Annotated in this window: 20 protein-coding genes and 5 pseudogenes; 13 read left to right on the top strand and 12 right to left on the bottom strand. The window is 34.5% G+C overall.

Annotated elements, in window-relative coordinates; translation table 11 throughout:
• Nucleotides 1-696 precede the first annotated feature (696 nt).
• The 3 genes from ACFELZ_RS03200 to ACFELZ_RS03190 form a co-directional block, all read right to left on the bottom strand.
• Nucleotides 697-3102 (bottom strand): hypothetical protein, encoded by a 2406-nt coding sequence (locus ACFELZ_RS03200; protein ID WP_375316489.1) that lies wholly within the window; start codon nucleotides 3100-3102, stop codon nucleotides 697-699.
• Entirely contained in the window at nucleotides 3102-5450 is a 2349-nt protein-coding gene (locus tag ACFELZ_RS03195; protein WP_375316488.1) for a hypothetical protein, read from the bottom strand. The genes ACFELZ_RS03200 and ACFELZ_RS03195 overlap by 1 nt, the downstream gene beginning before the upstream one ends.
• Nucleotides 5451-5655: 205 nt before the next feature.
• Entirely contained in the window at nucleotides 5656-5739 is an 84-nt protein-coding gene (locus ACFELZ_RS03190; protein WP_353286141.1) for a hypothetical protein, read from the bottom strand.
• Nucleotides 5740-5957: 218 nt separating this feature from the next.
• Here ACFELZ_RS03190 and ACFELZ_RS03185 point away from each other — a divergent pair, with 218 nt between their 5' ends.
• Complete coding sequence (locus ACFELZ_RS03185) at nucleotides 5958-6413, top strand: Hsp20/alpha crystallin family protein (RefSeq protein ID WP_375315962.1); 456 nt, start codon at nucleotides 5958-5960, stop codon at nucleotides 6411-6413.
• Between the two features lie 352 nt (nucleotides 6414-6765).
• Entirely contained in the window at nucleotides 6766-8961 is a 2196-nt protein-coding gene (locus ACFELZ_RS03180) for a hypothetical protein (RefSeq protein WP_375315987.1), read from the top strand.
• Here ACFELZ_RS03180 and ACFELZ_RS03175 read toward each other — a convergent pair.
• Together ACFELZ_RS03175 and ACFELZ_RS03170 are read right to left on the bottom strand one after the other, a co-directional pair.
• On the bottom strand, nucleotides 8947-10329 hold the full coding sequence (locus ACFELZ_RS03175) for a hypothetical protein (protein WP_375315988.1): 1383 nt from the start codon (nucleotides 10327-10329) through the stop codon (nucleotides 8947-8949). The genes ACFELZ_RS03180 and ACFELZ_RS03175 overlap by 15 nt on opposite strands.
• Nucleotides 10330-10358: 29 nt before the next feature.
• Nucleotides 10359-10550 (bottom strand): annotated as a pseudogene (locus tag ACFELZ_RS03170) (recombinase family protein); the annotation flags it as partial.
• Nucleotides 10551-10558: 8 nt separating this feature from the next.
• Here ACFELZ_RS03170 and ACFELZ_RS03165 point away from each other — a divergent pair.
• The 5 genes and pseudogenes from ACFELZ_RS03165 to ACFELZ_RS03145 all read left to right on the top strand — a co-directional run.
• Complete coding sequence (locus ACFELZ_RS03165; RefSeq protein WP_375316646.1) at nucleotides 10559-10810, top strand: type II toxin-antitoxin system RelE family toxin; 252 nt, start codon at nucleotides 10559-10561, stop codon at nucleotides 10808-10810.
• 15 nt (nucleotides 10811-10825) lie between these two features.
• Nucleotides 10826-11352, top strand: a pseudogene (locus ACFELZ_RS03160) (phage portal protein); the annotation flags it as partial.
• 90 nt (nucleotides 11353-11442) lie between these two features.
• A pseudogene (locus ACFELZ_RS03155) lies at nucleotides 11443-12144 on the top strand (helix-turn-helix domain-containing protein); the annotation flags it as partial.
• An 86-nt stretch (nucleotides 12145-12230) separates the two neighbouring features.
• Nucleotides 12231-13091, top strand: a complete 861-nt coding sequence (locus ACFELZ_RS03150) for an IS982 family transposase (protein WP_375315786.1) — start codon at nucleotides 12231-12233, stop codon at nucleotides 13089-13091.
• Between the two features lie 168 nt (nucleotides 13092-13259).
• Nucleotides 13260-13886: pseudogene (locus ACFELZ_RS03145) on the top strand (IS4 family transposase); the annotation flags it as partial.
• 406 nt (nucleotides 13887-14292) lie between these two features.
• Here ACFELZ_RS03145 and mutL read toward each other — a convergent pair.
• From mutL to ACFELZ_RS03120, 5 genes are all read right to left on the bottom strand, one after another.
• Nucleotides 14293-16152 (bottom strand): DNA mismatch repair endonuclease MutL, encoded by a 1860-nt coding sequence (mutL, locus tag ACFELZ_RS03140; protein ID WP_375316487.1) that lies wholly within the window; start codon nucleotides 16150-16152, stop codon nucleotides 14293-14295.
• 7 nt (nucleotides 16153-16159) lie between these two features.
• On the bottom strand, nucleotides 16160-16651 hold the full coding sequence (gene purE, locus ACFELZ_RS03135) for a 5-(carboxyamino)imidazole ribonucleotide mutase (RefSeq protein ID WP_375316486.1): 492 nt from the start codon (nucleotides 16649-16651) through the stop codon (nucleotides 16160-16162).
• Between the two features lie 154 nt (nucleotides 16652-16805).
• Nucleotides 16806-17189, bottom strand: coding sequence for a transposase (locus tag ACFELZ_RS03130; protein ID WP_375316619.1), 384 nt, complete (start codon nucleotides 17187-17189; stop codon nucleotides 16806-16808).
• Nucleotides 17190-17206: 17 nt separating this feature from the next.
• On the bottom strand, nucleotides 17207-17371 hold the full coding sequence (locus tag ACFELZ_RS03125; protein WP_375315781.1) for a hypothetical protein: 165 nt from the start codon (nucleotides 17369-17371) through the stop codon (nucleotides 17207-17209).
• A gap of 3 nt (nucleotides 17372-17374) precedes the next feature.
• The gene (locus ACFELZ_RS03120; protein ID WP_375315805.1) at nucleotides 17375-17572 is read right to left on the bottom strand and encodes a transposase; all 198 of its coding nucleotides are present in this window, start codon (nucleotides 17570-17572) and stop codon (nucleotides 17375-17377) included.
• Nucleotides 17573-17932: 360 nt separating this feature from the next.
• Here ACFELZ_RS03120 and ACFELZ_RS03115 point away from each other — a divergent pair, with 360 nt between their 5' ends.
• The 4 genes from ACFELZ_RS03115 to ACFELZ_RS03100 all read left to right on the top strand — a co-directional run bounded on the left by ACFELZ_RS03115 (nucleotide 17933) and on the right by ACFELZ_RS03100 (nucleotide 19018).
• A complete protein-coding gene (locus tag ACFELZ_RS03115) occupies nucleotides 17933-18184 on the top strand; it encodes a helix-turn-helix domain-containing protein (RefSeq protein ID WP_375316485.1) in 252 nt (83 codons plus the stop codon).
• Between the two features lie 67 nt (nucleotides 18185-18251).
• Nucleotides 18252-18449 carry a transposase gene (locus ACFELZ_RS03110; protein ID WP_375315805.1) on the top strand — a complete coding sequence of 66 codons (198 nt, stop codon included), beginning with the start codon at nucleotides 18252-18254 and terminating at the stop codon, nucleotides 18447-18449.
• A gap of 3 nt (nucleotides 18450-18452) precedes the next feature.
• Nucleotides 18453-18617 (top strand): hypothetical protein, encoded by a 165-nt coding sequence (locus ACFELZ_RS03105; protein ID WP_375315781.1) that lies wholly within the window; start codon nucleotides 18453-18455, stop codon nucleotides 18615-18617.
• Nucleotides 18560-19018: a transposase gene (locus tag ACFELZ_RS03100; protein WP_375316639.1), complete on the top strand. Its 459-nt coding sequence runs from the start codon at nucleotides 18560-18562 to the stop codon at nucleotides 19016-19018. The genes ACFELZ_RS03105 and ACFELZ_RS03100 overlap by 58 nt, the downstream gene beginning before the upstream one ends.
• An 18-nt stretch (nucleotides 19019-19036) precedes the next feature.
• On the opposite strand, the pseudogene ACFELZ_RS03095 reads toward ACFELZ_RS03100, so the two are convergent.
• Both ACFELZ_RS03095 and ACFELZ_RS03090 read right to left on the bottom strand, forming a co-directional pair.
• Nucleotides 19037-19456: pseudogene (locus ACFELZ_RS03095) on the bottom strand (transposase); the annotation flags it as partial.
• 346 nt (nucleotides 19457-19802) lie between these two features.
• Entirely contained in the window at nucleotides 19803-20195 is a 393-nt protein-coding gene (locus ACFELZ_RS03090; RefSeq protein WP_375316484.1) for a hypothetical protein, read from the bottom strand.
• Nucleotides 20196-20339: 144 nt separating this feature from the next.
• On the opposite strand from ACFELZ_RS03090, the gene pheS reads away from it, so the two are divergent.
• Together pheS and glmU are read left to right on the top strand one after the other, a co-directional pair.
• The gene (pheS, locus tag ACFELZ_RS03085) at nucleotides 20340-21383 is read left to right on the top strand and encodes a phenylalanine--tRNA ligase subunit alpha (RefSeq protein WP_375316483.1); all 1044 of its coding nucleotides are present in this window, start codon (nucleotides 20340-20342) and stop codon (nucleotides 21381-21383) included.
• On the top strand, nucleotides 21384-22676 hold the full coding sequence (glmU, locus tag ACFELZ_RS03080) for a bifunctional UDP-N-acetylglucosamine diphosphorylase/glucosamine-1-phosphate N-acetyltransferase GlmU (protein WP_375316482.1): 1293 nt from the start codon (nucleotides 21384-21386) through the stop codon (nucleotides 22674-22676).
• Nucleotides 22677-22696: the final 20 nt, after the last annotated feature.

Genomic DNA, 22696 nt, shown 5'->3' with positions numbered 1-22696 from the left:
GAGTGATAGAGAGAAGGCAGACCAAGACAAGAATAGATTTACCAGCAATGTTCTATTCGCTTATAATATGTTTAGAAATATAAATTTGTTTTATATTCCCTGCAATACAAATTTTAGTTAAAATACTCAAGTTTGTATTGTTTAAAGCTAAAGTCAGGATTAGTAAACTTCACGTGATTAATTGATGAAAAAGATTCTAAATTCCGTTTTTGCTATAAATTTGACTTAAATTTTCTTTCTGTTCTAAACAAATTTTTATTAATTTATTAACGCATAGTGTTAAGCAGTCAAACGAAATAGCAATTTCCAACAATTAAAACCAGCTGTTGTGAGAACAAGTTTTCTTGGAATCAGTTGGTCTACCGCTTGTTCTGTGCGAACTTTATCTTTATAATAATTCTACTATACCACAAAACTAGCTATATTAGCCTACTTTCACCATATTTAAATATGAACTAATTTACCTAATTTTGTTGCAAAAATTTCACACTTTTATTTTCACAACGCCGCTTTTATTTAAATTGTTCTCACGAAGGTAGGTACTTTTTTGCGATTTTGGAAGGAGTAAATAATTAAAATTTTTGTGGTGCTAAATTAGATACTTTTTTAAAATGTTCTACCAACAAAAAACACCTCTTTATTACCTCCTGCCTAGCAGCTCTATCTCACACATTTGAAAAAATTACCTAAGTAAATTTATATACCAGCTCCACTATCTCTCCTTGTCCCTGCACTTGCACCATGGCTTACGTTTACATCACTAAGCGAAGTACCCTGATTCAATAAACTTCTTATACCTGCCTCAATTACTCCAACACTTACTTTTCCTTCTTTTATTATTTGCTCTCTATTAATCTTTATTTCCTCTATTATTGCATTAATTACCTGTTCTGGAGATCCACTTGTACAACCTACAGCTGCTTCTACAATTTTGTCTTCACTTTCCTCATTTACTGCACTTTGTAGTTCTTCATCAAGACCTGCTAATTTACTAGCACAAACCTTAATTGCTATCCTCTCTAAGCTTTTTTCTTCTAATGCCTGCTCTAGCTGTTTTACTCTTTGAGCCACTTGTTCTGCCCTTTGAGCCTCTTGTTCTGCCCTTTGAGCCACTTGTTCTGCCCTTTGTTCTGCCTCTTGCCTTGCCTGCACATCCTGCTCAATCCTTTCCTGCAACTCTCTTAATTTTTGTTCCCTCTCTTTCCTCTCTGCTGCTATTCTTTCTTCTTCTCTTTCCATTAACGTCTTCCTTTCCTTAAATTTCTCTTCCAACAACTTTGCTCCACGCTCCAACTTAAATAAAACTTTTCCTAGTTCTTTTGTTCTGCTCTCTCTTCCCTGATTTGATAACTCTACCCTCTTATCTCTCTTTAACTTGCCTGCTAACTCATTGCAACTATCTGATGCAGACTTTAACAACTCTTGATATGAAAGCTTTTCTATATTCTGCTTCCCTTCCTCACTAATTCCATTCTTCTCCATAGAGCATTCGTTTATACCCTTTCCACCTGTAACGTTGAAAAACTTAAAATAGATATTCATTAAATTACAATACTCTAATATTGGCTCTATAAACACTCTATCCGCCTTTCCTTCCAATAATCTTTGATTTCCTGCTAATATTTCATACTGTTCTTTACTCTCTTTCAACAACATATCTACATCGTTTTTCACTACCTCTAATTCCTTCTCTCTTACACAATTTCTACTTAGCTCCTCTAGATTCTTTATCCACTTTTCTTGATATAAATTTCTGTATCTTTTATAACTTTCATCAAATCCCTTTCTCACATCATTTATTACATTTCCATCTTTTGGCAGTTTGCTCAATACTTCCAAACAACTTCTTACACTACTTAAATACTCATTTCTTCCCCTCATTAATATTTCACCTTCCCAAAAAGCTATGCTACTTAATTCACTTTTTGCCACTTTGTTCCCTACTTTTAAAGCATCACGATCTATTACATTTTTTATTGGTGCATCCTCAAACAACCTATACACAACACGGTTTTCAACCATGCTTTTATCCTTCGTAATATAATCGTGTATATTCCTTAGTGCCTGAGTCACATTGTTAATTAAAATCTGTTCACTATTTTTATTAACTTCTTGTTCTTGCTTGTCTGGATGGTAAACTTTCGATAGCTTCAATATCTCTCTAACTTGCTCATTAAAGTATTTATTATGATCTTCCATAGTTTTTGTTCCATCTCTTACAGCTCCTAAACTCCTGTCTAAATATAGCAGCAACCACTCCATTTTAAATGACTCAAGTCCTCTTTTAACCGTAACAGTAGTTTCATCCCCTACGCTGAAGATTCTCCTTATTAAGTTACTTGACCTTGCTTCCAGCTTATCTGCAATTTCTTCATTTTTGACTGTAGAAAAAATAATTGAACCTACACCACTTGCAGCTTTACTCAGGCCATCACTAATCGCACTGTAGGCTTCTTGAGATTTATTTTTAGCTTTTTTAAATCCATCCTTAACAGGTTTTGGAATAGAAATGTTAGGCATTTTTCCCTCCATTAATTCTTGATAATTATAAATATAACCATACTTTGCAATATAAAGTTGGTGTAGTTTTACATTCGTAAACAGCGAATACATCACTCGTGCAATAAATGAATTATCACTATAGCTTAAAGCCCTTTCTACTTTCTCCTCAGTTACTTCAATATCTTTTACCTTCTTACCCCACGGCCACCACCAATACTTTGGTACTTCATCAAGTCCTTCCAGTAATCTAAGGCAACATTCTTGACTTGCTACTCCGCCAGTATCTTTTCTTTTCGTCTTCTGATAATCAATAGCAACTGTAATTAGCACCCCAAATAATATTACCCCAAGAGTTGCCGCTGCAGTAAACATTGCTCTACGTGTCGATGCAAATGAAATTACTGCAACAACGGGAGTAATACTGTAAGTTATAATCAATCCATTTTTTGCATAATCTGGCTGCTTATTTTCTCTTACTCTGTACAGATAATCTAACAAAGTAGGACCAAACTCCCACCCAAATATTCGATACTTTCTATGGTTTGATAAAAACTTAACAACATCTTTTTGCCACTCAGGTAAATTAGATGCATACTTCATCAATTTCTCCCCATTCCTGCATTTACACCATGACTTACGTTTACATCACTTAGTGAAGTACCCTGATTTGAGAAACTTCTTATACCTGCTTCAATTACTCCAACACTTACTTTCCCTTCTCTTATTATTTGCTCTCTATTAATCTTTATTTCCTCTATTATTGCATCAATTACCTCTTCTGGAGACCTTATCCTACAACCTATCGCTGCTTTTACAATTTTGTCCTCACTTTCTTCATCTATTGCATTCCTTAGCTCTTCACCAAATCTTGCTAACTTTTTCACACAACTCTTTATTACTTTGTTCTCTAAATCTTTTTGCTCCAATGCTTGCTTAAGCTGTTCTGCCTTTTGTTCTGCACTTTGTCTTGCCTGAGCCTCTTGTTCTAATATTTGCCCTAATTGCTCTGACTTTTGTTCTGCCTCTTGCTTTGCACGTTCTTCCCGTCTAGACTTTTCAATTGCCTCTTGCAATTTACGCCTCCTTAATTCACCTGCCATTCTACCCGTATCCTCTAAAAAGCTACCAAATGTATACTGTCCTTTTGCTTTCCCCCAGCCTTGATTTGTAATCCCATATAAACGTTCTATATACTTCTTTACCTCTTTATCACTTGTTACATCTCCTTCTCTCGTTTTTTTTACATGATCATACATAATTCCTTCATCAGCAAACCGATCTGCATACAATGCCCTTCTATGTAACTCTACAGCTTGGCTATCTATCACTGTATATTGTCCTTCGCTCAGACCTTGATAAATCAAATCGTAAACCATAAAAAATGGTTTAAAAATCCACCATTCATTTCGATTCTCTTTATTTTCCCATATCTTCCTCTTCTCTTCTAATTCATCCTTTAATCTTTTTAGCTCCTTAACTATATCCTTGTATTTCTCTCCACCTATTTGTTCCAGCATAATCTTATCTTCACTGCTTCTTTTCTCAAAATGACCCTCTTTTGTTGGAAATACCGATACTAAATTTACTAACTTATCATCAAAATCAAATAAACTATCGTGCACATCTATCATTATTGTGTTATTTGACTTTTTGCTTAAATTCCTTACTTCTTCATTTTGACATATTTCTATATGACTCTTACAAAGATCCCCAACATGAGCAAGATTGAGCAGCAACACACTGACTACTTTTACACTAGCTTCCCGCTTTTTATCCAATGCATATTTTAATAGATCATGAGTAGTGTCAACACTCACCTCCTTAGTTTGGTTGAGAATTTTCCTTTTTACCTCATCTACACCATTGTTTTCTATATCACTGTATAACACATTCTTTTCATCTCCCCTCGCTTTCATTAGATAGTAATCTAACAATTTTTCATACATCGTATGTACAAATTCTTTATCAAATAACTTCCCGTCTGTCATTCTATCAACTGCTTTTTCCTTTACTTCTTGCCTTGCTTCCAATAGCCTCTTTTTCAATCCACTCTTTTCTGCTGCAATACTACTGAGCTTACTGTTTATTTCACTGACTTCCTTTATTTTACTGTCTACACAACTTATATTTTGTAAATTATTATTCATGTAGTTGTCTACCACTTGCATTCCATTAACTAATGGCCTAAACACTGCTAAACATCCTCTAATTAGATCAGAGTACCTGTTGTTTGGTATGTAATTTACAGCTTCATCTAAAACCTGACCATTTTCGCCACCTATATAATTACTTATTTCATTTAAATAGTACCCAACCCTAGTAGAGAAATTAGTTTGTTCCCATACTTTGCTTACAATCATCTTTTCCATTTCATCAATGATAACATTACACCCTTCTACAAAATGTAACTGAGTGACTGCGCTTACATTACGTAATGAATGAGCTGTGTACTCTGGAATACCTACTTCATTGCCTCCAACTGCACCAGTGCTATTGCTTTCGCTCATGATAGCCTCATTCTGAGTACAGTATAGAAAATTTGTACCTGGTACATTTTCTTGCTCTATAATTCTTTTATGATCCTCAGCTATTTGACGTGCATCTCTAAATAGCTTAGAAATCAAATCTTGCATATCAGTTAAGCGTCTTTCTTCCTCTCGTAACGGAACAACTTGCCCACCTTCGTCTAACGCTCGCTTTCTACTTCTAAGTAATTCCAACGACCCTTCTAAAACCTCTCTTTGCCTTTCGATAATTTTTAAAGGTAAATTACACTGTGTATCTCGTTCTATCGCTAACATGTTATACGAAATCATTGCATGTGCTAACCAATATTGCCAGAGCTGACAGAATTCCGGCCCTAAGAGAATCTGGACTAACTTATGATCATCTTCATCAATTGCTAGCTCTATCTGTTTCTTTACCGGATTATCAAAAAAACTTGGCATACTACCCTCTCATCATTAATCAGTATACCTTAGTTATCATTAAGTCACAAGTCAATATCTTTTTTTACATAAAATTCTAACACTTTGAGTAAAATTTGATACTCACTAAAAACTTCTAAACCACACCTGCATAACTTAAACTTCTCTATTGTTGCCTATCTTGAAATATTAAGGCGAAGGTTACTTTGGCAGAAATTCAATTCCACTAACGAAACTTATTCATTAGTAGTATAACGAGGCTTATTATAAAGCTTATCAAAATTGAAGTAGTGATCGGAAAATAAAACACCTTTTTCAATATAGATATCGCCTGCTATGCCAAGTTTTTGTATTAGAGGATAAACAAGACCTATCCCTGTAATCAGAAAACCAAGTATTACTAAAAAGCGTGACATCAATTTAGTTTTAGAAAATATTGTCCACGTTTATTTTAACTACATCACACAGTATTGAAACTAGTGAATAGAATGATTACATAATGCATGAGTAATGATAAGGAGGTATAACATGAGTAATCTAGTTCATTCAAATAAAAACAATAATCGCGATAATTTTAGCTTAAGAGGTCTGCAAAAAGCTGTTGACGACATGTTCAATAGCTTCTTTATGGGAACTAACCCTGGACTTCTCAGAAGAGATGGCAGTGTATTGCCAGCTTGTGACTTGTATGAAACAGAGCAAAACTATCGCCTATCTTTAGAATTGCCAGGTATCCCTAAAGAAAATGTAGATATTAGTACATCTGGCGATAATCTCATAGTGAAAGGTGAAAAGAAATGCGAAAAAGAGTCAGAAGATAAGCAATATTACCATCGTGAGAGGTATCATGGTTCTTTCTATAGGTCTTTTCAACTTCCAGCTAATGTAGACCAAGATAAAATATCTGCTAATTTCTCAGACGGAGTATTACATATAAGTGTACCTAAGTCGGAAAAACATGTTAAGAAAATTGATGTAAAGTAACCAATAGCAGGCTTCCAGCTTGGAGGCTTGCTGTTTTAATCACTATATACAGACATTGATGACATCATTATGTAATACTGAAATTCATTATTGGGAAGACAAGTAGAACGTTCGATAAATTAGCTTAAACCTTCGTTTATAGATAGAAAGCGCTCTTTTTTATTTGTCTCATTATCATTGAAAATTGGTATAACATTGTAAGTTTAGAAGTATCTGTATAAATTCAAATCAAGGTGTATATCGAGACACCTATAGTTATGTTTTACATTCTTGAGAAAAATTAAATAATTTACTTGATTAAATTACTATTTAGTGCTAAACTGGACTAAGCTTATCTATATTAAGGATAAACATGACAAGAGGTAAAATTATTGGTGTTGCAAATCAGCAAGTAGATATTCACTCTTTTCCTGAGAAAGATCAGAATGAAGTTCACTACAGTCCTAACACAATAACCAAATTAGAGTTTAAACTTACGCAACGTCTACTCAGTAAGGTAAAAGCAAACGAAAGTAATAAAGATGCAAATTCTGGTAAACAAGCTTATAAAGACCTACCTAGAATGAGTTTTATGATTAACGATAAACCTATAGATAGTCGTTTTGTTACACAATTATACGATGAACTCAATCAAAATGATAAACGTCAGGTTGCAAAACATGTTTTTATAAAAATGTTTGAACATGCCGGAGCAGAAGTGCCAAACGGTCATATACTGGAAGAATTAATTACTCATTGTAATCAAGCAGGATATGAGTTTGCAATGTATGAACAGATGCATTCGATATTTGCCAATTATAATTTGATACCAATAGTTTCTGAAAAAACAATACATATTTGTGATAGTAATGCAGATTCTGTAAACATTGAGTACCGTAAGATTACATGTGTAGCAGAGTTGAATAATCCAGAGAAAGAAATATGTAGGTCAAATAGCTCACTGAAATTCACACTTAAATTTCAAAGTGATCGAGTAGACTATGAAAATGGCAAAGTAATACTTACTATTCCTGAACAATTAAGCAACTACAAAGCAAACGACAACAGCCTACTTGACGATATTAATAAACATTTCAAAGATGCTGATAATGCAGTTGTTGAGTCCCTCATTGCAAATATTGGTGAAGGTCCTCAGTCGTTCATTGCAGATCAAGAAGATTTAAATAATGATGAAGAATCATCACTTGTTATTATTCCTGAAAATCCAACTCTCGACCTAAAGAGTGTAGTAGAATCGGTAAAAGGAGCAATAAATGCTAAAAATGTTGATGCTTTGAGTAATTGTGTAGATGTTATTCAGGATAATGTTATTTCTGTATCGCCTCAAAAAGGTTTGAAAGTAGTAGAAAAAATATTAGAAATGGTAGGTAACTTTACTAAAGAACAAGATAAGGCGTGGGGTACTTATCCTGCTACTCCTATTATAGGGTTTATATATTCTACCAGTCAGTACTGTTATGGTTATATCTCTCAAGAAGATTATAAAAAAGCTAAAAGCCTTGAGGACATTTTGTGTAAGATTCGGTCTGACCTAATAGAAAGAATGAACAATAACTACAATAAAGGATCACCTATCATAAATGTTGAAGGTGCTTCGTTGGCTGTAACAAATGACGCTGCATCTCCAGGCCAAACAATCAATGAAGCAAGTGATGTACGATTACAAAGCCCAGAATTTAAGAGTCAACAGATAAAAGAAGATGTCTTTACAGGAAAGGAAGGGAATGATATACTAAACGGTATGGGCTTTCTAGCAGAGCAGTCTATTAGTAATAGTTATGAGGAGGGTAAAGCGCTTAGCGGAAGGCAAAACACTGAGGTAGAGAACACTAGCGACACACGAGATAAAGCTTCTGGTCAAAAGAAAAATAAAGAGCAAAATCAAACTTTTAATACTGAAGCAAGACCGGTAACTAGCAGTATTTTCGTACACAAAAGTAATAACAACGAAAAAGAGCTTGATTTAACAAGTGTTACAGCATTAAACACTAGCATGGAACCAGAGGATTTGTTACTATCATCTACCTATTACCTTAGCTTCAGCAATGAGCTTACAAATAAAAATGTTACTAATAATGAACATTCTATGGTAAGTACAACAAATAGTGAGGAAGATTCTATATTCAAAAATAATAGCAGTCTGCAAAATGGGCAACCTAAAACTTCAGGACAAGAGAACGTGACTCAGAGCAATCAGCACATACAAGCTTCTACTGGTCAAGAAGACTCTAAACAGGTGAATAATGTTCAGGATAACAGCAAAAAGCCTAGTGAAATAGACAAAAGTAATCCGGTTCTACAAAATGCGCAAAGCAGTAAGTTGCCTATTATAGTTTCTTCTGCATTCGCAATAGCTGGAGTCATTTCTGGGTTAGCTATTGCATTCTACTTGGAAAAGTTAACATTAGGAATAACAGTTGGACTGGTTTGTTGTCTCGTTGCTTTCGCAATTATATACTGCTGCAATAGGCCTACAAATTCACTTGAGACAAGCAATGTTCAACAATGCCATGGAAATACTCAAAATACTATATCATGTTATATTTGATCCAAAGAAAACTGAGGCCTGTTCCACACCTTTCACTTTCTCAAATTTGGTATTTGGCTTATACAGTGCAAAACCTATACACGCTAATCCAACAATCCCGCCAATTACGGCTATTACATGCATTTTCATAATATAGGATGCAACACTACCCACCAATAATACTACTCCAGCACTGCCAGCCAGGATTGCTCGTTTTTGCTGTATTGCTTTTGTTGATGGATTTTCTTCTTTGCCTCCAGCATCACTATTAAAACATTTTCTAAAAGGAAAGCTACCAGAAATATTGCGTCCTTGCACAGCATTTTCTATTGAGGAGTTTTGGGCTTTTTTGGTGTTTTCAAATGTCAGTTGAAAGTCTTTGTTATCTTCATTGTCTAATAATGACCTATCTACTTTTATCAGTCTTCTTGTTGACATCGCTTTTTCTTCAGCATGTTCTATCATTGTTAGATTAACATTACCTATATATTCGTCGTCTAATAATACTGGATCTAATGGTATTAGTCTTTGTGTTGACACCATTTTTTCTTTACGAAGAGGAACCTCGGTTTCAGCTCTCTCCTTGTTTTCAAATGTTAGGTGAAAATCTTTGTTATTTTTATTAATATCCTCATATGATTGAGTGCCAGTTTCTGTAACTTTTTGCTCTTTGAAATCAAAATTATTTCTATAATCATCAACAACTTCCCCAATATCTTCTTGCATATCACAAGCCCTTGATTCTTCTATAGCAGTTTCTTTTGAGAAATTTTTACTTCCTTCGCTACTTTCACATGGTTCAGTTTCAGTTAATATACCTACAGCAGCAGTACCTTGGTTTATTGTAATTAGATCCGGTACTTTTTCATTATTCTTATCTTCAGCTATAATAGTTCCATTGTTAGGAGTTTTTCCTCTTGGTGTTAAAGTTTTTCTGTGTACTGCACCATTTTCACATACAACAGTACTGTAAGTTCTGTTTATTGGCTCTCCATGATCACCTAAATGCTCTGAAACAATTCTCTTACCAGAAATCTTTTCAAAAAGTTTGTATTCCTCAGCTCTTTTAATAACATATTCCAAAGTTGCATTGTGACTATAAAGTAAAGCTTGCTGTAATAGCGTAAGTCTTTCTTTTCTACCTTTACATTTGCGAACTATTTCTACCATTAAAATCTCCTCTATTTTATCAAGTTTTTTGAGTTCTTTGACAACACTTGCATCTTTCTCTATTTTCTTTGCCAAATTAAGAATTTTTTTGTCTTTACTTGTTAATTTACCCTCATTACATGCTAACTCATAGGTTATATTTTTCCTGTTTTCGGTATTTTTGAACTGTAGCATTATATTTCTTCCTCTATAATATTTACTTCTATATACTTTTTTCATTAATAACTTATTAATTTCTCAATCAAGCACTACCCATAAAATTTCTCCAATTGCTCACTCCATAACATTGGTATTTCCCTTAAATCAGCTAATCTTAAACCTCTCGGTTGTCTCCCATTTACTATGTCTTCTTTTATCTTTGGAGCTAAATAATTTAACCTTAAAATTTGTTGTATACGTCTTGTACCTATATTAATTTTAACGCTCAGCTCTTTCACATTTCCGAGCTATAGAAGAGCGGCTTACAATTGATCCGATTAATCTTGGTAAACCATTAAGTGGTAGGTTAATAGGGAGTAAGAGACTAAGGGTAGGTAATTACAGGGTTATTTACAAAATAGCTAAACTAGAATACACAGTAATTATCACCGAAATAGGACATAGAGATACAATTTACAAAGAGATAGCAAAAGCAAAATCAGCAACTTACTGGAGTGTAAATCAAAGTAAAATCACTCAAATTTGTGCAATAACCTGCTGAATAGTTATTAATAAAATGTTACTAAAATCATTCAAGCAATTATTCCACAAACGACCAAAAGCAAAAGGTTCAGCCTGGGATGCGGGTGGATCTGGAAGAAGATTTTTTCACTTTCAACCAGAGACAGGAAGTATAAATAGCTTACTTTCCCATAGTCTTGAAACTTTACGAAGTCGATTACGAGACATGGTAAGAAAAAACCCATATGCAGCAAACATTATCGATACGATAGTGAGTAATTGTGTTGGAACAGGAATAAAACCGCAATCAAAAGCAAGGGATGGAAAATTTCGGAAGAAAGTGCAAGAATTATGGCTGGAATGGACAGATGAAGCAGATAGTAATGGAGTAAGTGATTTTTACGGATTACAAAAGCTCTGGTATGCAGGAGCATGATAGAAGGAGGGGAATGTTTTGTACGTTTGCGTAATAGAAAACCCGAAGATGGTCTATGTGTGCCGTTGCAATTACAAGTACTTGAATCAGAGCATTTAGACAATAAGAGCAATAAAACCCTTGCCAACGGTAATGTAATTAGAAACGCGAATTCTGGAATAAGTTGTATTAAATAGGACTTGATCTGACACTTTAAAAAAGTAAGTTAAGAATAATAAAAATAAGGAGTGTTAGAAATGAGTACAATACAAACAAAAATACTAAAACCAAAACTAGGATTACTAGAGCTAGCAAAACAATTAGGAAATGTGTCTCAAGCGTGCAAAGTGATGGGATACTCAAGAGATACATTTTATCGATTCAAGGAGTTATATGAAAATGGGGGAGAAGAAGCATTACATGAAATAAGTAAGAAAAAACCGCTATTAGCAAACAGAGTTTCGGAAGATATAGAAAGAGCAATAATTGGCATAGCTACAGAATTTCCTGCATATGGACAAGAAAGAGCTGCAAATGAGCTGAGAAAAAGAGGTATAATAATTTCCCAAGGAGGAGTAAGATCTGTATGGCTAAGAAATGACCTTGAAACTTTGAAAAAGAGACTTAAAGCACTGGAGGCAAAAGTAGCTCAAGACGGAATCATTTTAACTGAAGAACAACTTGCAGCTTTAGAAAAAGTGAAAGAACAAAGGGAAGCTCATGGTGAAATTGAGACGCAACATCCAGGTTATTTGGGTTCTCAAGATACCTATTATGTGGGCAATATCAAAGGCATAGGGCACATTTATCAGCAAACTTTTGTTGATACTTATTCCAGAGTTGCAATGGTTAAACTTTACACGGACAGAACAGCTATTACAGCTGCAGATCTTCTTAACGATAGAGTTATCCCATTTTTTGATGAGCAGAGAATTCCATTATTACGCATTCTAACTGATAACGTGAATTCTGGATTAAAGGAGAATAGAAAAGGCAAGAAAACAGGGTAAACTCAGCAGTGATAAAAAAATAGATGAGGTTACCCATGGAAGATATAACAAAACTGTTTTGTTTGGTCGATGATTTTTGCAGAGATATAGAGAAAAATTTTGCAGATAAACTACTGCCAAATGGTAAAAACCCCACAAGAACAACGGAAATTGAGCACTCCGAAATCATGACAATAATCCTGCTATATCAACAATCTCCGTGTAAAACTTTCTATCTACATTACCTAACGTTGCTCTACAAATCAGAGTTTCCAAAGTTACCTTCATATACCAGGTTTGTTGCTCTAAAGCCTAGGGTTTTGTGGCATTTAGCAATGTTGTTGCATTGGCTTTGTGGACAGTCAGAAAACACTGGAATTTCATATATAGACACAACTCCCATTGCAGTTTGTCATGCAAAAAGAATATCCAAAAACAAAGTTTTTGCTGGAATTGCAAAATTAAGCAAGAGCACTTACGGCTGGTTTTTTGGTTTCAAATTACATATGGTAATCAATGAAAATGTTGAAATTCATGCACTTACGCTAACAAAAGGCAATGTTGATGATAGGATACCTGTGCCAAATCTGACGGAAAAATTAATCGGTCTTTTGTTTGGTGACAAAGGTTATATTGCAAAAGAGCTTTTTCAGAAGCTGTTTGACCGAGGTTTGAAACTTGTTACCAAGGTGAAAAAAGGTATGAAAAATACATTGATTTCGTTAAATGAGAAGATTTTACTGAGAAAAAGGTCTATCATTGAGACTGTTTTTGGTTACCTAAAAAATAGACTAGAAATTGAACACACTCGCCATAGATCCCCTGTTAATTTTTTGGTTCATATCTTTTCTACTCTCATTTCCTATTCCATCAAATCCACAAAACCTTCTATTTCCTATACTTTCTTCCTTCCTTAATCCAGAATTCGCGTTAATACTATGTTTTCTTGGTCTGCCGGTCTTTTTAGGTTCAAAATATAGCTCTATTATCTTCCATTCTTTGTCACTTATATCGCTTGGGTACATTTAAAATATATCTTATAACACACTTCTTAACTCCTTTCTACTTAGTTTGAAGACAGGCTCTTAGAAGTAAAGTTTAGTAACTTTGTGATGAATGCATCAAAAAACAACGCTAGACGTAAAACGCAAAAACTTCCTAATTTAAATTTAAATGCTGTCTATGTTATAGAAAAATATCCCCCATTTGGCGAAGAGCCCATGAACTGGATTTTGTTAACAAATATAAATATTAATAATTTTGAAGAAGCAGTAGAAAAAATACAATGGTATTGCTTAAGATGGAGAATAGAGGTTTTTCATAAAATTTTGAAATCCGGTCTTAAAGTTGAAGAATGTAGGCTCCAAACAGCAGATAGATTGATCCGCTTTCTTACAATTATGAGTATAATTGCATGGAGAATATTTTTTATCACATTGGTAGCTAGAACAAATCCGAATCTTTCTTGCACTGTCATACTGACTGATGACGAATGGAAGGTTTTATATACCAAAATGCTTAAGACAAAAAACTATCCTGAGACTCCACCACCTATAAGAGAAATTGTGAGGTGGGTGGCCAAGTTAGGAGGGTTTTTAGCTCGCAAAAATGACTTAGAACCAGGCCCTATAGCTTTGTGGAAGGGATGGAAACGTCTCTTTGATTTAGCAGAAGGATGGAGACTTGCTCATTCATTCTATACTTGTGGGTAATAGTAAGGTTCTGCGAGCGGCTGGCGGGGAAGGTCCGTTGGTCTACTCTCCTACTAAGCAGAAAAAAAGGCAAAGAACTCCCGTGGTAATTAGTGTTCACTCCCTAATCCTGCAAATTGGCGTACTATACTATCTTAAACGACTTATAAGCGCGTTTCAGCTTATATAGGCAAAAACCTAGAAATGTTGTGAATACATAGGATGCACATAGTGCAAAAAATTAAAAATAAGACGCCAACTACGTTGTTTTCTTGCTGTTTAATCTGCACAGATGAAGATAACTGAACACCTTCACTATCATGATAAGGGCGCTGGCGGAGTTTGTCAAGTCGTTTTTCGTTTAATCCGTTTCTATGAGCTACTTGGATGACGAGGAAAGAGCACTTACATATTTATAGCAACCTCATTACCTACGCTCAAAAAGTTTTTCAATATCACTCAATTTCATTTCTATATAAGTTGGCCTTCCGTGGTTGCATTGTCCGGAGTATGGGGTTTTTTCCATTTGTCTCAGCAGCTCATTCATCTCCTCTAACCTCATTTTCCTGCCTGCTCTAATTGATCCATGACAAGCGATAGTAGCCAATATCTTGTTCACTTTGTCTTCTACTGGCAATGTATCTTCTATTTCCGTTAATCTACCCACTATATTAATTAGCATCTCTTTCACATCTATTGCTCCCAAAATTGCAGGGATTTCTTTTACTATCACTTTATTCTCTGATTTGATTTCAATATCAAAACCCATTTCAAATAACTTATCTTTATAGATTTCAATCATCTCCATTCCAGCTTGATTTTTGATTTCAACCGTTTCAGGAAGAAGTAGTTTTTGTCTTTTTATACTTGATTTTTGTTTTAGGCATTCATATGCTAATCTCTCGTGGGCTGCATGCTGATCAACTATAATCAATTTGTCTCTTACCTCGGCAATAATGTAAGTATTATAGACCTGACAGCGTGCAAACCCGAGCGGGTGGCTCTCTATCAAATCAACTTGCTCTAACACCTTTTTTTCTAGAACCATAATTTCCGCTTGTGATGGGGATTTCTGTATGCCGGTATAATCAAACGGTTTTGACTGTTCTGATAAGCCTTTTGCTTTTTCATTTGGAGAAGCAAATTCTTTTATTAGTTGATTTTCAAAAGGACTTGGCCTTCTTTCATAAAATTCATTTTGAACATCAGATTTATCAAAAGAATCTGATAATGAACCTTTCAAAAAACCCTCTATTGTATTAGTAGTTTTCTGGTTACTAGCTGAAATGACATCAAAGGTGCCTATCCTTCTTGACAACGCTTTGATTAATCCTCTTGTCACTATCTCATATATGAGCTTCTTATTCTGAAACCTTACTTCTGACTTATTTGGATGCACATTTACATCTACTTGATCATAAGGTATCTCTAAATGTAACGCTGCAAAAGGATACCTATCGCTTGGAATAAAATCATGATATGCATACCTAACCGCACCAATAAGCAAATTATCTTCAATTGGCCTTCCATTAACAAATGTATAGATCTGAGTTGACTTACCACGATTGACGGTTGGCTTACAGATGTGTCCAGTAAGTTTGATGCCGTCTTCTTCTTCATTGACCTCCAAAGAATTGCCCTGAAATTCTTCTTCTACTTCACACAATCTATGAAATAACGAAGTCTGCTTAGCGTATTTTAAGAGCTTTTTATTACCTGAAGTGAGAGTAAACCCTATATGATAGTTAATCATTGCTAGGTTGTTTACAATATCAACAATGCTTTGAGTTTCTGCTCTTTCGGTTTTTAGAAATTTTAGTCTATTTGGGGTAGCGAAAAACAAATCTCGTACTTCAATATGTGTTCCTTGTGATAAAGAGTAAGGAGTTAGCTCCCCCATCTTTTCTCCACCCTCATAACTTATAGACCATGCTTCACTTGCTCCGCTTGCTTTAGACGATAATTTTATCCTACTTACTGCTGCTATTGAAGGCAGAGCTTCTCCTCTAAAGCCAAGATGCTTGATTTCTATCAACTCACTATCGCTCAATTTTGAAGTAGCATGGCGCATAAACGCAAGTTCTAAATCGTTTTTTTCTACTCCGTTACCATCATCTGTCACAATAATAAGGTTACGCCCACCACTTTCTATTTTGATCTCTATTTCTAAACTTCCAGCATCTATTGCATTTTCCACTAATTCCTTTACTACACTTGCTGGCCTTTCTACCACCTCCCCCGCTGCTATACGGTTTATGGTTTTTGTGTCTAGAAGGATTATTGCCATAGATTTATTATGAAACTGGTTTTTCTTTTACTTCTTTGGTCTGTCTCTCTCTCCACTTTTTTAACCTACCTGCAATTTCACTGTTGGAAATTGACAATATAGATACGGCGGTAATGGCAGCATTATATGCTCCATTTTCTCCTATAGACATGGTTGCAACTGGAACACTCTTTGGCATTTGAACTATAGAGAGTAGACTGTCCAGCCCATTTAATTGTTTACTATGCACAGGAACGCCGATAACTGGTAAACAAGTTAATGACGCAACCATACCAGGTAAATGAGCTGCACCTCCTGCACCAGCTATAATAACCTTAAAACCTTCTTCTTGTGCAGATTTAGCAAAATTGAAGAGCCTTTCTGGTGTTCTATGTGCAGATATTATGAATATGTCATGTGAAACTTCTAATGCTTTTAGCATATCGACGGTATGGACCATAGTGGTGTAATCTGACTCACTTCCCATAATAACAGCAACATCTTTTTTTATTTTTGTCATATTCAACACAATTTTACTTACTAACTAAATAGTGTTCCAGCTAAAAAGCAACAAATATTTAAGTTATATTATAAATATAATATATAGAATTCTCGTTAAAATAGAAATTTTAAAAATTTAAATAAATATCTATGTTAAGAGCCTGTCTTCAAACTCAAGAATGAGCTAATTTGTGAAGCATAATAGTGATCATATTAAAAAAGATGTTATTTTTTGAAGTGAGAGGAGAATGCTCATAATCCTTACTCATACGTCTAAAATTGGAGAGCCAAGCAAAGGTTCTCTCAACAATCCAACGTTTGGGAATAACCTGAAATCCTGTATCAACTATTTTCTTGGTAATCGTCAATAAACATCCAGTTTCCAATAAGCAGAGGTTTTGCAATTTACCTGTGTATCCTTGATCAGCAAAAAACTTATGTAATGTTGGAGCTTTGCATTTGGCTTGAACAAAAAGATTTAGTGCACCATCACGATCCTGAATGCTTGCACTTTGTACTTCAGCAGCAATTACAAGACCTACAGTATCTACAACGATGTGGCGCTTTCTACCCTTTACTTTCTTGCCAGCATCATATCCTCTGGATCCCCTTTTTGAGTAGTTTTTACTGATTGGCTATCTATTATTCCCACTGATGGAGTTTCATTCTTACCAATTATCTCTCTTACTTTTTTAACTAGAAAATCATGAATCTCTTGCCATATTCCACTTTTTTTCAATCGCTAATTACAACTATACACTGTTTTCCATGGTGGAAAATCTTTAGGCAGTTGTCTCCATTGACATCCTGTTCTCATCATATAGCGGATTGCGTTAATAATTGTTCTAATACTATGTTTTCTTGGTCTACCGGTCTTTTTAGGTTCAAAATATAGCTCTATTATCTTCCATTCTTTGTCACTTATATCGCTTGGGTACATTTAAAATATATCTTATAACACACTTCTTAACTCCTTTCTACTTAGTTTGAAGACAGGCTCTAAGATATAGAGATATAAACTTCTTATGTAAGATAAATTTATAAAATAATTATTTTTGTATTTCAAGCTTTGTAATTTTAGCTTGTTCTTTCTGTAAATGATTTTTTCAGATAGGCTGATGGTAAAGTGGTAATTTAAAATTACTAGAAATTTGATTGAAATATTAATATACAATCAACTTAAAGTTTTAAATTTGATATCATATAATTATTGACAAGTTATATGATATTAATATCTTGGTATATTAAATATTATGTTATAATGTTTAATAAAGTTAATTGATATGTGAGTGTAAGAATTATGGAAATAATATCGTTAAATAACTTAGACAGTGCAGCAATAAAAACAAAGTTGCTTTATATAATAAATAAAATTATAGAAAAAAATGCTTGGACTCAGGCTTTTGCAGCTGAGAAACTTGGTATTGATCAGCCAAAGGTATCACAAATTAAAAATGGTAAAATAGATGGTTTTTCTTTAGAGCGATTGTTAGGATTTCTAAAAAAACTTGATCATGAAATAACAATCACGATGACAGAAAGCCAAGAATAAAATCTGAGAGCCTGTCTTCAAACTAAGTAGAAAGGAGTTAAGAAGTGTGTTATAAGGTATATTTTAAATGTACCCAAGCGATATAAGTGACAAAGAATGGAAGATAATAGAGCTATATTTTGAACCTAAAAAGACCGGCAGACCAAGAAAACATAGTATTAGAACAATTATTAACGCAATCCGCTATATGATGAGAACAGGATGTCAATGGAGACAACTGCCTAAAGATTTTCCACCATGGAAAACAGTGTATAGTTGTAATTAGCGATTGAAAAAAAGTGGAATATGGCAAGAGATTCATGATTTTCTAGTTAAAAAAGTAAGAGAGATAATTGGTAAGAATGAAACTCCATCAGTGGGAATAATAGATAGCCAATCAGTAAAAACTACTCAAAAAGGGGATCCAGAGGATATGATGCTGGCAAGAAAGTAAAGGGTAGAAAGCGCCACATCGTTGTAGATACTGTAGGTCTTGTAATTGCTGCTGAAGTACAAAGTGCAAGCATTCAGGATCTTGATGGTGCACTAAATCTTTTTGTTCAAGCCAAATGCAAAGCTCCAACATTACATAAGTTTTTTGCTGATCAAGGATACACAGGTAAATTGCAAAACCTCTGCTTATTGGAAACTGGATGTTTATTGACGATTACCAAGAAAATAGTTGATACAGGATTTCAGGTTATTCCCAAACGTTGGATTGTTGAGAGAACCTTTGCTTGGCTCTCCAATTTTAGACGTATGAGTAAGGATTATGAGCATTCTCTTCTCACTTCAAAAAACAACATCTTCTTTAATATGATCACTATTATGCTTCACAAATTAGCTCATTCTTGAGTTTGAAGACAGGCTCTAAGTGCTCTTGCTTAATTTTGCAATTCCAGCAAAAACTTTGTTTTTGGATATTCTTTTTGCATGACAAACTGCAATGGGAGTTGTGTCTATATATGAAATTCCAGTGTTTTCTGACTGTCCACAAAGCCAATGCAACAACATTGCTAAATGCCACAAAACCCTAGGCTTTAGAGCAACAAACCTGGTATATGAAGGTAACTTTGGAAACTCTGATTTGTAGAGCAACGTTAGGTAATGTAGATAGAAAGTTTTACACGGAGATTGTTGATATAGCAGGATTATTGTCATGATTTCGGAGTGCTCAATTTCCGTTGTTCTTGTGGGGTTTTTACCATTTGGCAGTAGTTTATCTGCAAAATTTTTCTCTATATCTCTGCAAAAATCATCGACCAAACAAAACAGTTTTGTTATATCTTCCATGGGTAACCTCATCTATTTTTTTATCACTGCTGAGTTTACCCTGTTTTCTTGCCTTTTCTATTCTCCTTTAATCCAGAATTCACGTTACAATTTACTTTGCTTGCTACGTTAAAGCCAAACGAGCCTGTAAATGGTACAATTTGTCTATTTTGTGCGTTTTTTTGCTTAGTTTCACTCTGTTCTTGTCTGTCTTTATTTTCTGCTTCTTTTACTTGTAGTGTAACTTGACTCTGTTCCTCATTTTCAGTTTTTTCTGCATGTTTTAGCTTTTCATTTAAAATGACCCTATTTGGTGCAAATTATCTAAGTTAATGTCTTTAACATTTGTTTGTAGTATGATTGTTATTCATTGCAGAAGGATTTGAGGCGGAGCATTATTTACGAATTCTTCTACAGTTTTATCACTATTAGTTTTACAGTAGTTATTATATAATTCACTGCTTTCTTTTGGTACTTTTATGTTGACTGTAAAATTTTTTTCCCGAGAAAGGCAGATTTTAAAAAAATCAATTAAAGATTTTATTTGAAATGGTCTTGTATTAAAGGTGTCTTTACCTGTTGCTGTTAGCTCAAATGAAAATTCTTGTATATTACTTTCAATACTTCTCGAGCGAATGGTACTGATCTTAATTATTTTGCTAGAAAATGCTTTACTTATGTTTTTGGATCTTTCCTTAAAGAACTTAGGTAAATCCTCTATTTTGTACTTATTATCAGTTTCAGTATCACTGTTGTGCATAGTTGATACAGCAAATTCATCAACGCAAAGGTAGATAAAAAAACTAATTGGTCAATAAATTAATAATTAAAATGGGACAGTTTTTAGATTGTTGATGCTATTCAAGATTTTACTATAATTAAAGTTTAAGCCAGCGTTTCTAAGATGAATAAAGAGCTACTGAATGAAATACCTTCACTTGAAGATAAAGCGGTCTCTGAAATTGAGAATGCTTCTTCTTTACAAGATTTAGAAAAAGTCAGGCTATCATATTTGGGAAAAAAGGGTGTAATTAAAGCTTATTTTGACAACTTAAAAGAGATAGAAGACGCAGGAAAAAAGCGCAATTTAGGCGAGGTTATCAACGTTTTACGTAATAAGCTAGATCAGCTTATAATGAATAAGGAAAATATACTAAAAGCCGAAGAAGTTAACTTTAAATTGCAGAACGAGGCGGTTGATATCACGTTGCCCGTTAGACCAGAAAAAATGGGCAAGGTCCATCCACTCAGTAAGGTTCTAAATGAAGTAAAGCTTATTTTTGCACATATGGGTTTTAAAGCAGTTGATGGACCTGACATTGAAGATGAATTTCATGTATTTGATGCACTGAATACTCCAAGTCACCACCCTGCGCGGGAGGAGCAAGATACCTTCTACTTAAAGAATAAAATAAACGACAAAAGAATGGTGCTGCGCACTCATACCTCATCTGTGGAGATCAGAACTATGGAAAAAGCGAAAACTTTTCCGATTAAAATCGTATCTCCTGGTAGAGTATACAGAAACGACTTTGATGCAACTCACACCCCTATGTTCCATCAAATAGAGGGGTTATATGTCAATGAGAATGTCAATATGGGCCAGTTAAAATTTACTATTCATCACTTCCTTAATAAGTTTTTTGGAGATAAAGGGCTGAAGATACGTTTTCGTAATAGTTTTTTCCCTTTTACCGAGCCTTCTGCAGAAGTGGACATAAGTTATAAAGGTAGTAAATGGATAGAAGTACTGGGATGCGGTATGACGCATCCAAATGTATTCCAAAATGTTGGAATAGATCACACTAAATACAGCGGTTTTGCGTTTGGCATTGGTATAGAAAGGCTTGCAATGCTAAAATATCAAATTAGCGACTTAAGGAGCTTTTATGACAACAGAATCAGCTGGCTTGATCATTACGGTTTTCATCTTTCATCTTTAAGATAAGTGATAAGTAAAACTCATACGTTCGTTATACTTGCTGCAGGGCATGGCAGGCGGATGAATTCAGATTTGCCTAAGGTCCTACACAAAATAGGCAGTTTTTCCATGCTCCAGCATGTCATTTACAATGCAAAACAGTTAAATCCTGAAAATATTGCTGTTGTAGTTGATCTGCCTTTAATTGAAAGACTAAAGTGCTTTAAGGATATACAGTTAATTACACAAGAATTAACACTTGGCACGGGAGATGCAGTCAAAACTGCGATGAGAAACCTGAAAGAATTGCCAGATTCGAGCATAATTATTGTGCAGTATGGAGATACCCCACTCATAAAAAGCAGCACAATAACTAAAATGGTTAGTTGCTTAGAAGGCAAGGCTCTAGTTTGCCTAGGTTTTAGGACAAGCAATAAAGAATACGGTAGGTTAATTATTGAGAATGGTTCCTTAAGAGAAATCGTAGAAGCAAAGAGTGATAAAAATAATCATGAAGAGTTTCTTGCAAATGCTGGAATAATGGTTGCATGTGCAAAGAATTTACGTGAATTGGTGGAGAAAATAGAGTGCAATAGCTCAACTCATGAATATTATTTGACCGATATAGTTTCCATTGCAGTGAAGAGTAATTTAAATGTCGGTTACGTTATTACCGGTGGAGAAGAGGCAACGGGAATAAATAACAGAAATGACCTTATAAAAGCTGAATTTTACTTTCAAGAAAACAAAAGAAAATTTTTTATCAACTCTGGAGTAACGCTTGTTGCTCCAGAGACTGTTTTCTTTTCTCTTGATACGCAAATTGCCAGAGATTCAGTTATTTACCCATATGTTTTTTTCGGTACTGGAGTGAAAATAGAGTCTGGTGCGAAAATACTGCCATTTTCGCATTTAAAAAACTGCTTAATTAAAAGTAATGCTGAGGTCGGTCCATTTACCAGAATACGCGGAAACACAACAATTGGTAATAAGGCAAAAATAGGAAATTTTGTGGAAGTGAAAACAAGTGAAGTTGGTCAAAACACTAGAATAAAACACTTAAGTTATATAGGAAATGCTAAAGTAGGGCAGAGGAGTAATATAGGAGCAGGTACTATTGTTTGTAATTATGATGGGAAAAAGAAACATAAAACGAACATAGGAAGCAATTGCTTTATTGGTGCCAATAGCTCACTCATTGCACCGCTTAATGTTCATGATGACTCTGTAATTGCGGCAGGTAGTGTTATAGTGGAAGATGTACCAGAAAAAAGCCTTGCAATAGCAAGAGAAAAGCAGGTGATTAAGAGAATAAAGTAATTCGCTGTAATTATATTATT

The sequence above is a fragment of the Wolbachia endosymbiont (group A) of Colletes cunicularius genome, from assembly GCF_964264715.1.
In the GTDB taxonomy this organism is placed as follows: Bacteria; Pseudomonadota; Alphaproteobacteria; order Rickettsiales; family Anaplasmataceae; genus Wolbachia.
This window is presented reverse-complemented; position numbering and strand designations above follow the sequence as displayed.

Bases quoted from the DNA above. Each gene is read 5' to 3' on its own strand.
- ACFELZ_RS03200 (WP_375316489.1), bottom strand. From the start codon at position 3,102: ATGAAGTATGCATCTAATTTACCTGAGTGGCAAAAAGATGTTGTTAAG.
- ACFELZ_RS03195 (WP_375316488.1), bottom strand. From the start codon at position 5,450: ATGCCAAGTTTTTTTGATAATCCGGTAAAGAAACAGATAGAGCTAGCA.
- ACFELZ_RS03185 (WP_375315962.1), top strand. From the start codon at position 5,958: ATGAGTAATCTAGTTCATTCAAATAAAAACAATAATCGCGATAATTTT.
- ACFELZ_RS03180 (WP_375315987.1), top strand. From the start codon at position 6,766: ATGACAAGAGGTAAAATTATTGGTGTTGCAAATCAGCAAGTAGATATT.
- ACFELZ_RS03175 (WP_375315988.1), bottom strand. From the start codon at position 10,329: ATGAAAAAAGTATATAGAAGTAAATATTATAGAGGAAGAAATATAATG.
- ACFELZ_RS03150 (WP_375315786.1), top strand. From the start codon at position 12,231: ATGGAAGATATAACAAAACTGTTTTGTTTGGTCGATGATTTTTGCAGA.
- mutL (WP_375316487.1), bottom strand. From the start codon at position 16,152: ATGGCAATAATCCTTCTAGACACAAAAACCATAAACCGTATAGCAGCG.
- purE (WP_375316486.1), bottom strand. From the start codon at position 16,651: ATGACAAAAATAAAAAAAGATGTTGCTGTTATTATGGGAAGTGAGTCA.
- ACFELZ_RS03120 (WP_375315805.1), bottom strand. From the start codon at position 17,572: ATGTACCCAAGCGATATAAGTGACAAAGAATGGAAGATAATAGAGCTA.
- ACFELZ_RS03115 (WP_375316485.1), top strand. From the start codon at position 17,933: ATGGAAATAATATCGTTAAATAACTTAGACAGTGCAGCAATAAAAACA.
- ACFELZ_RS03110 (WP_375315805.1), top strand. From the start codon at position 18,252: ATGTACCCAAGCGATATAAGTGACAAAGAATGGAAGATAATAGAGCTA.
- ACFELZ_RS03090 (WP_375316484.1), bottom strand. From the start codon at position 20,195: ATGCACAACAGTGATACTGAAACTGATAATAAGTACAAAATAGAGGAT.
- pheS (WP_375316483.1), top strand. From the start codon at position 20,340: ATGAATAAAGAGCTACTGAATGAAATACCTTCACTTGAAGATAAAGCG.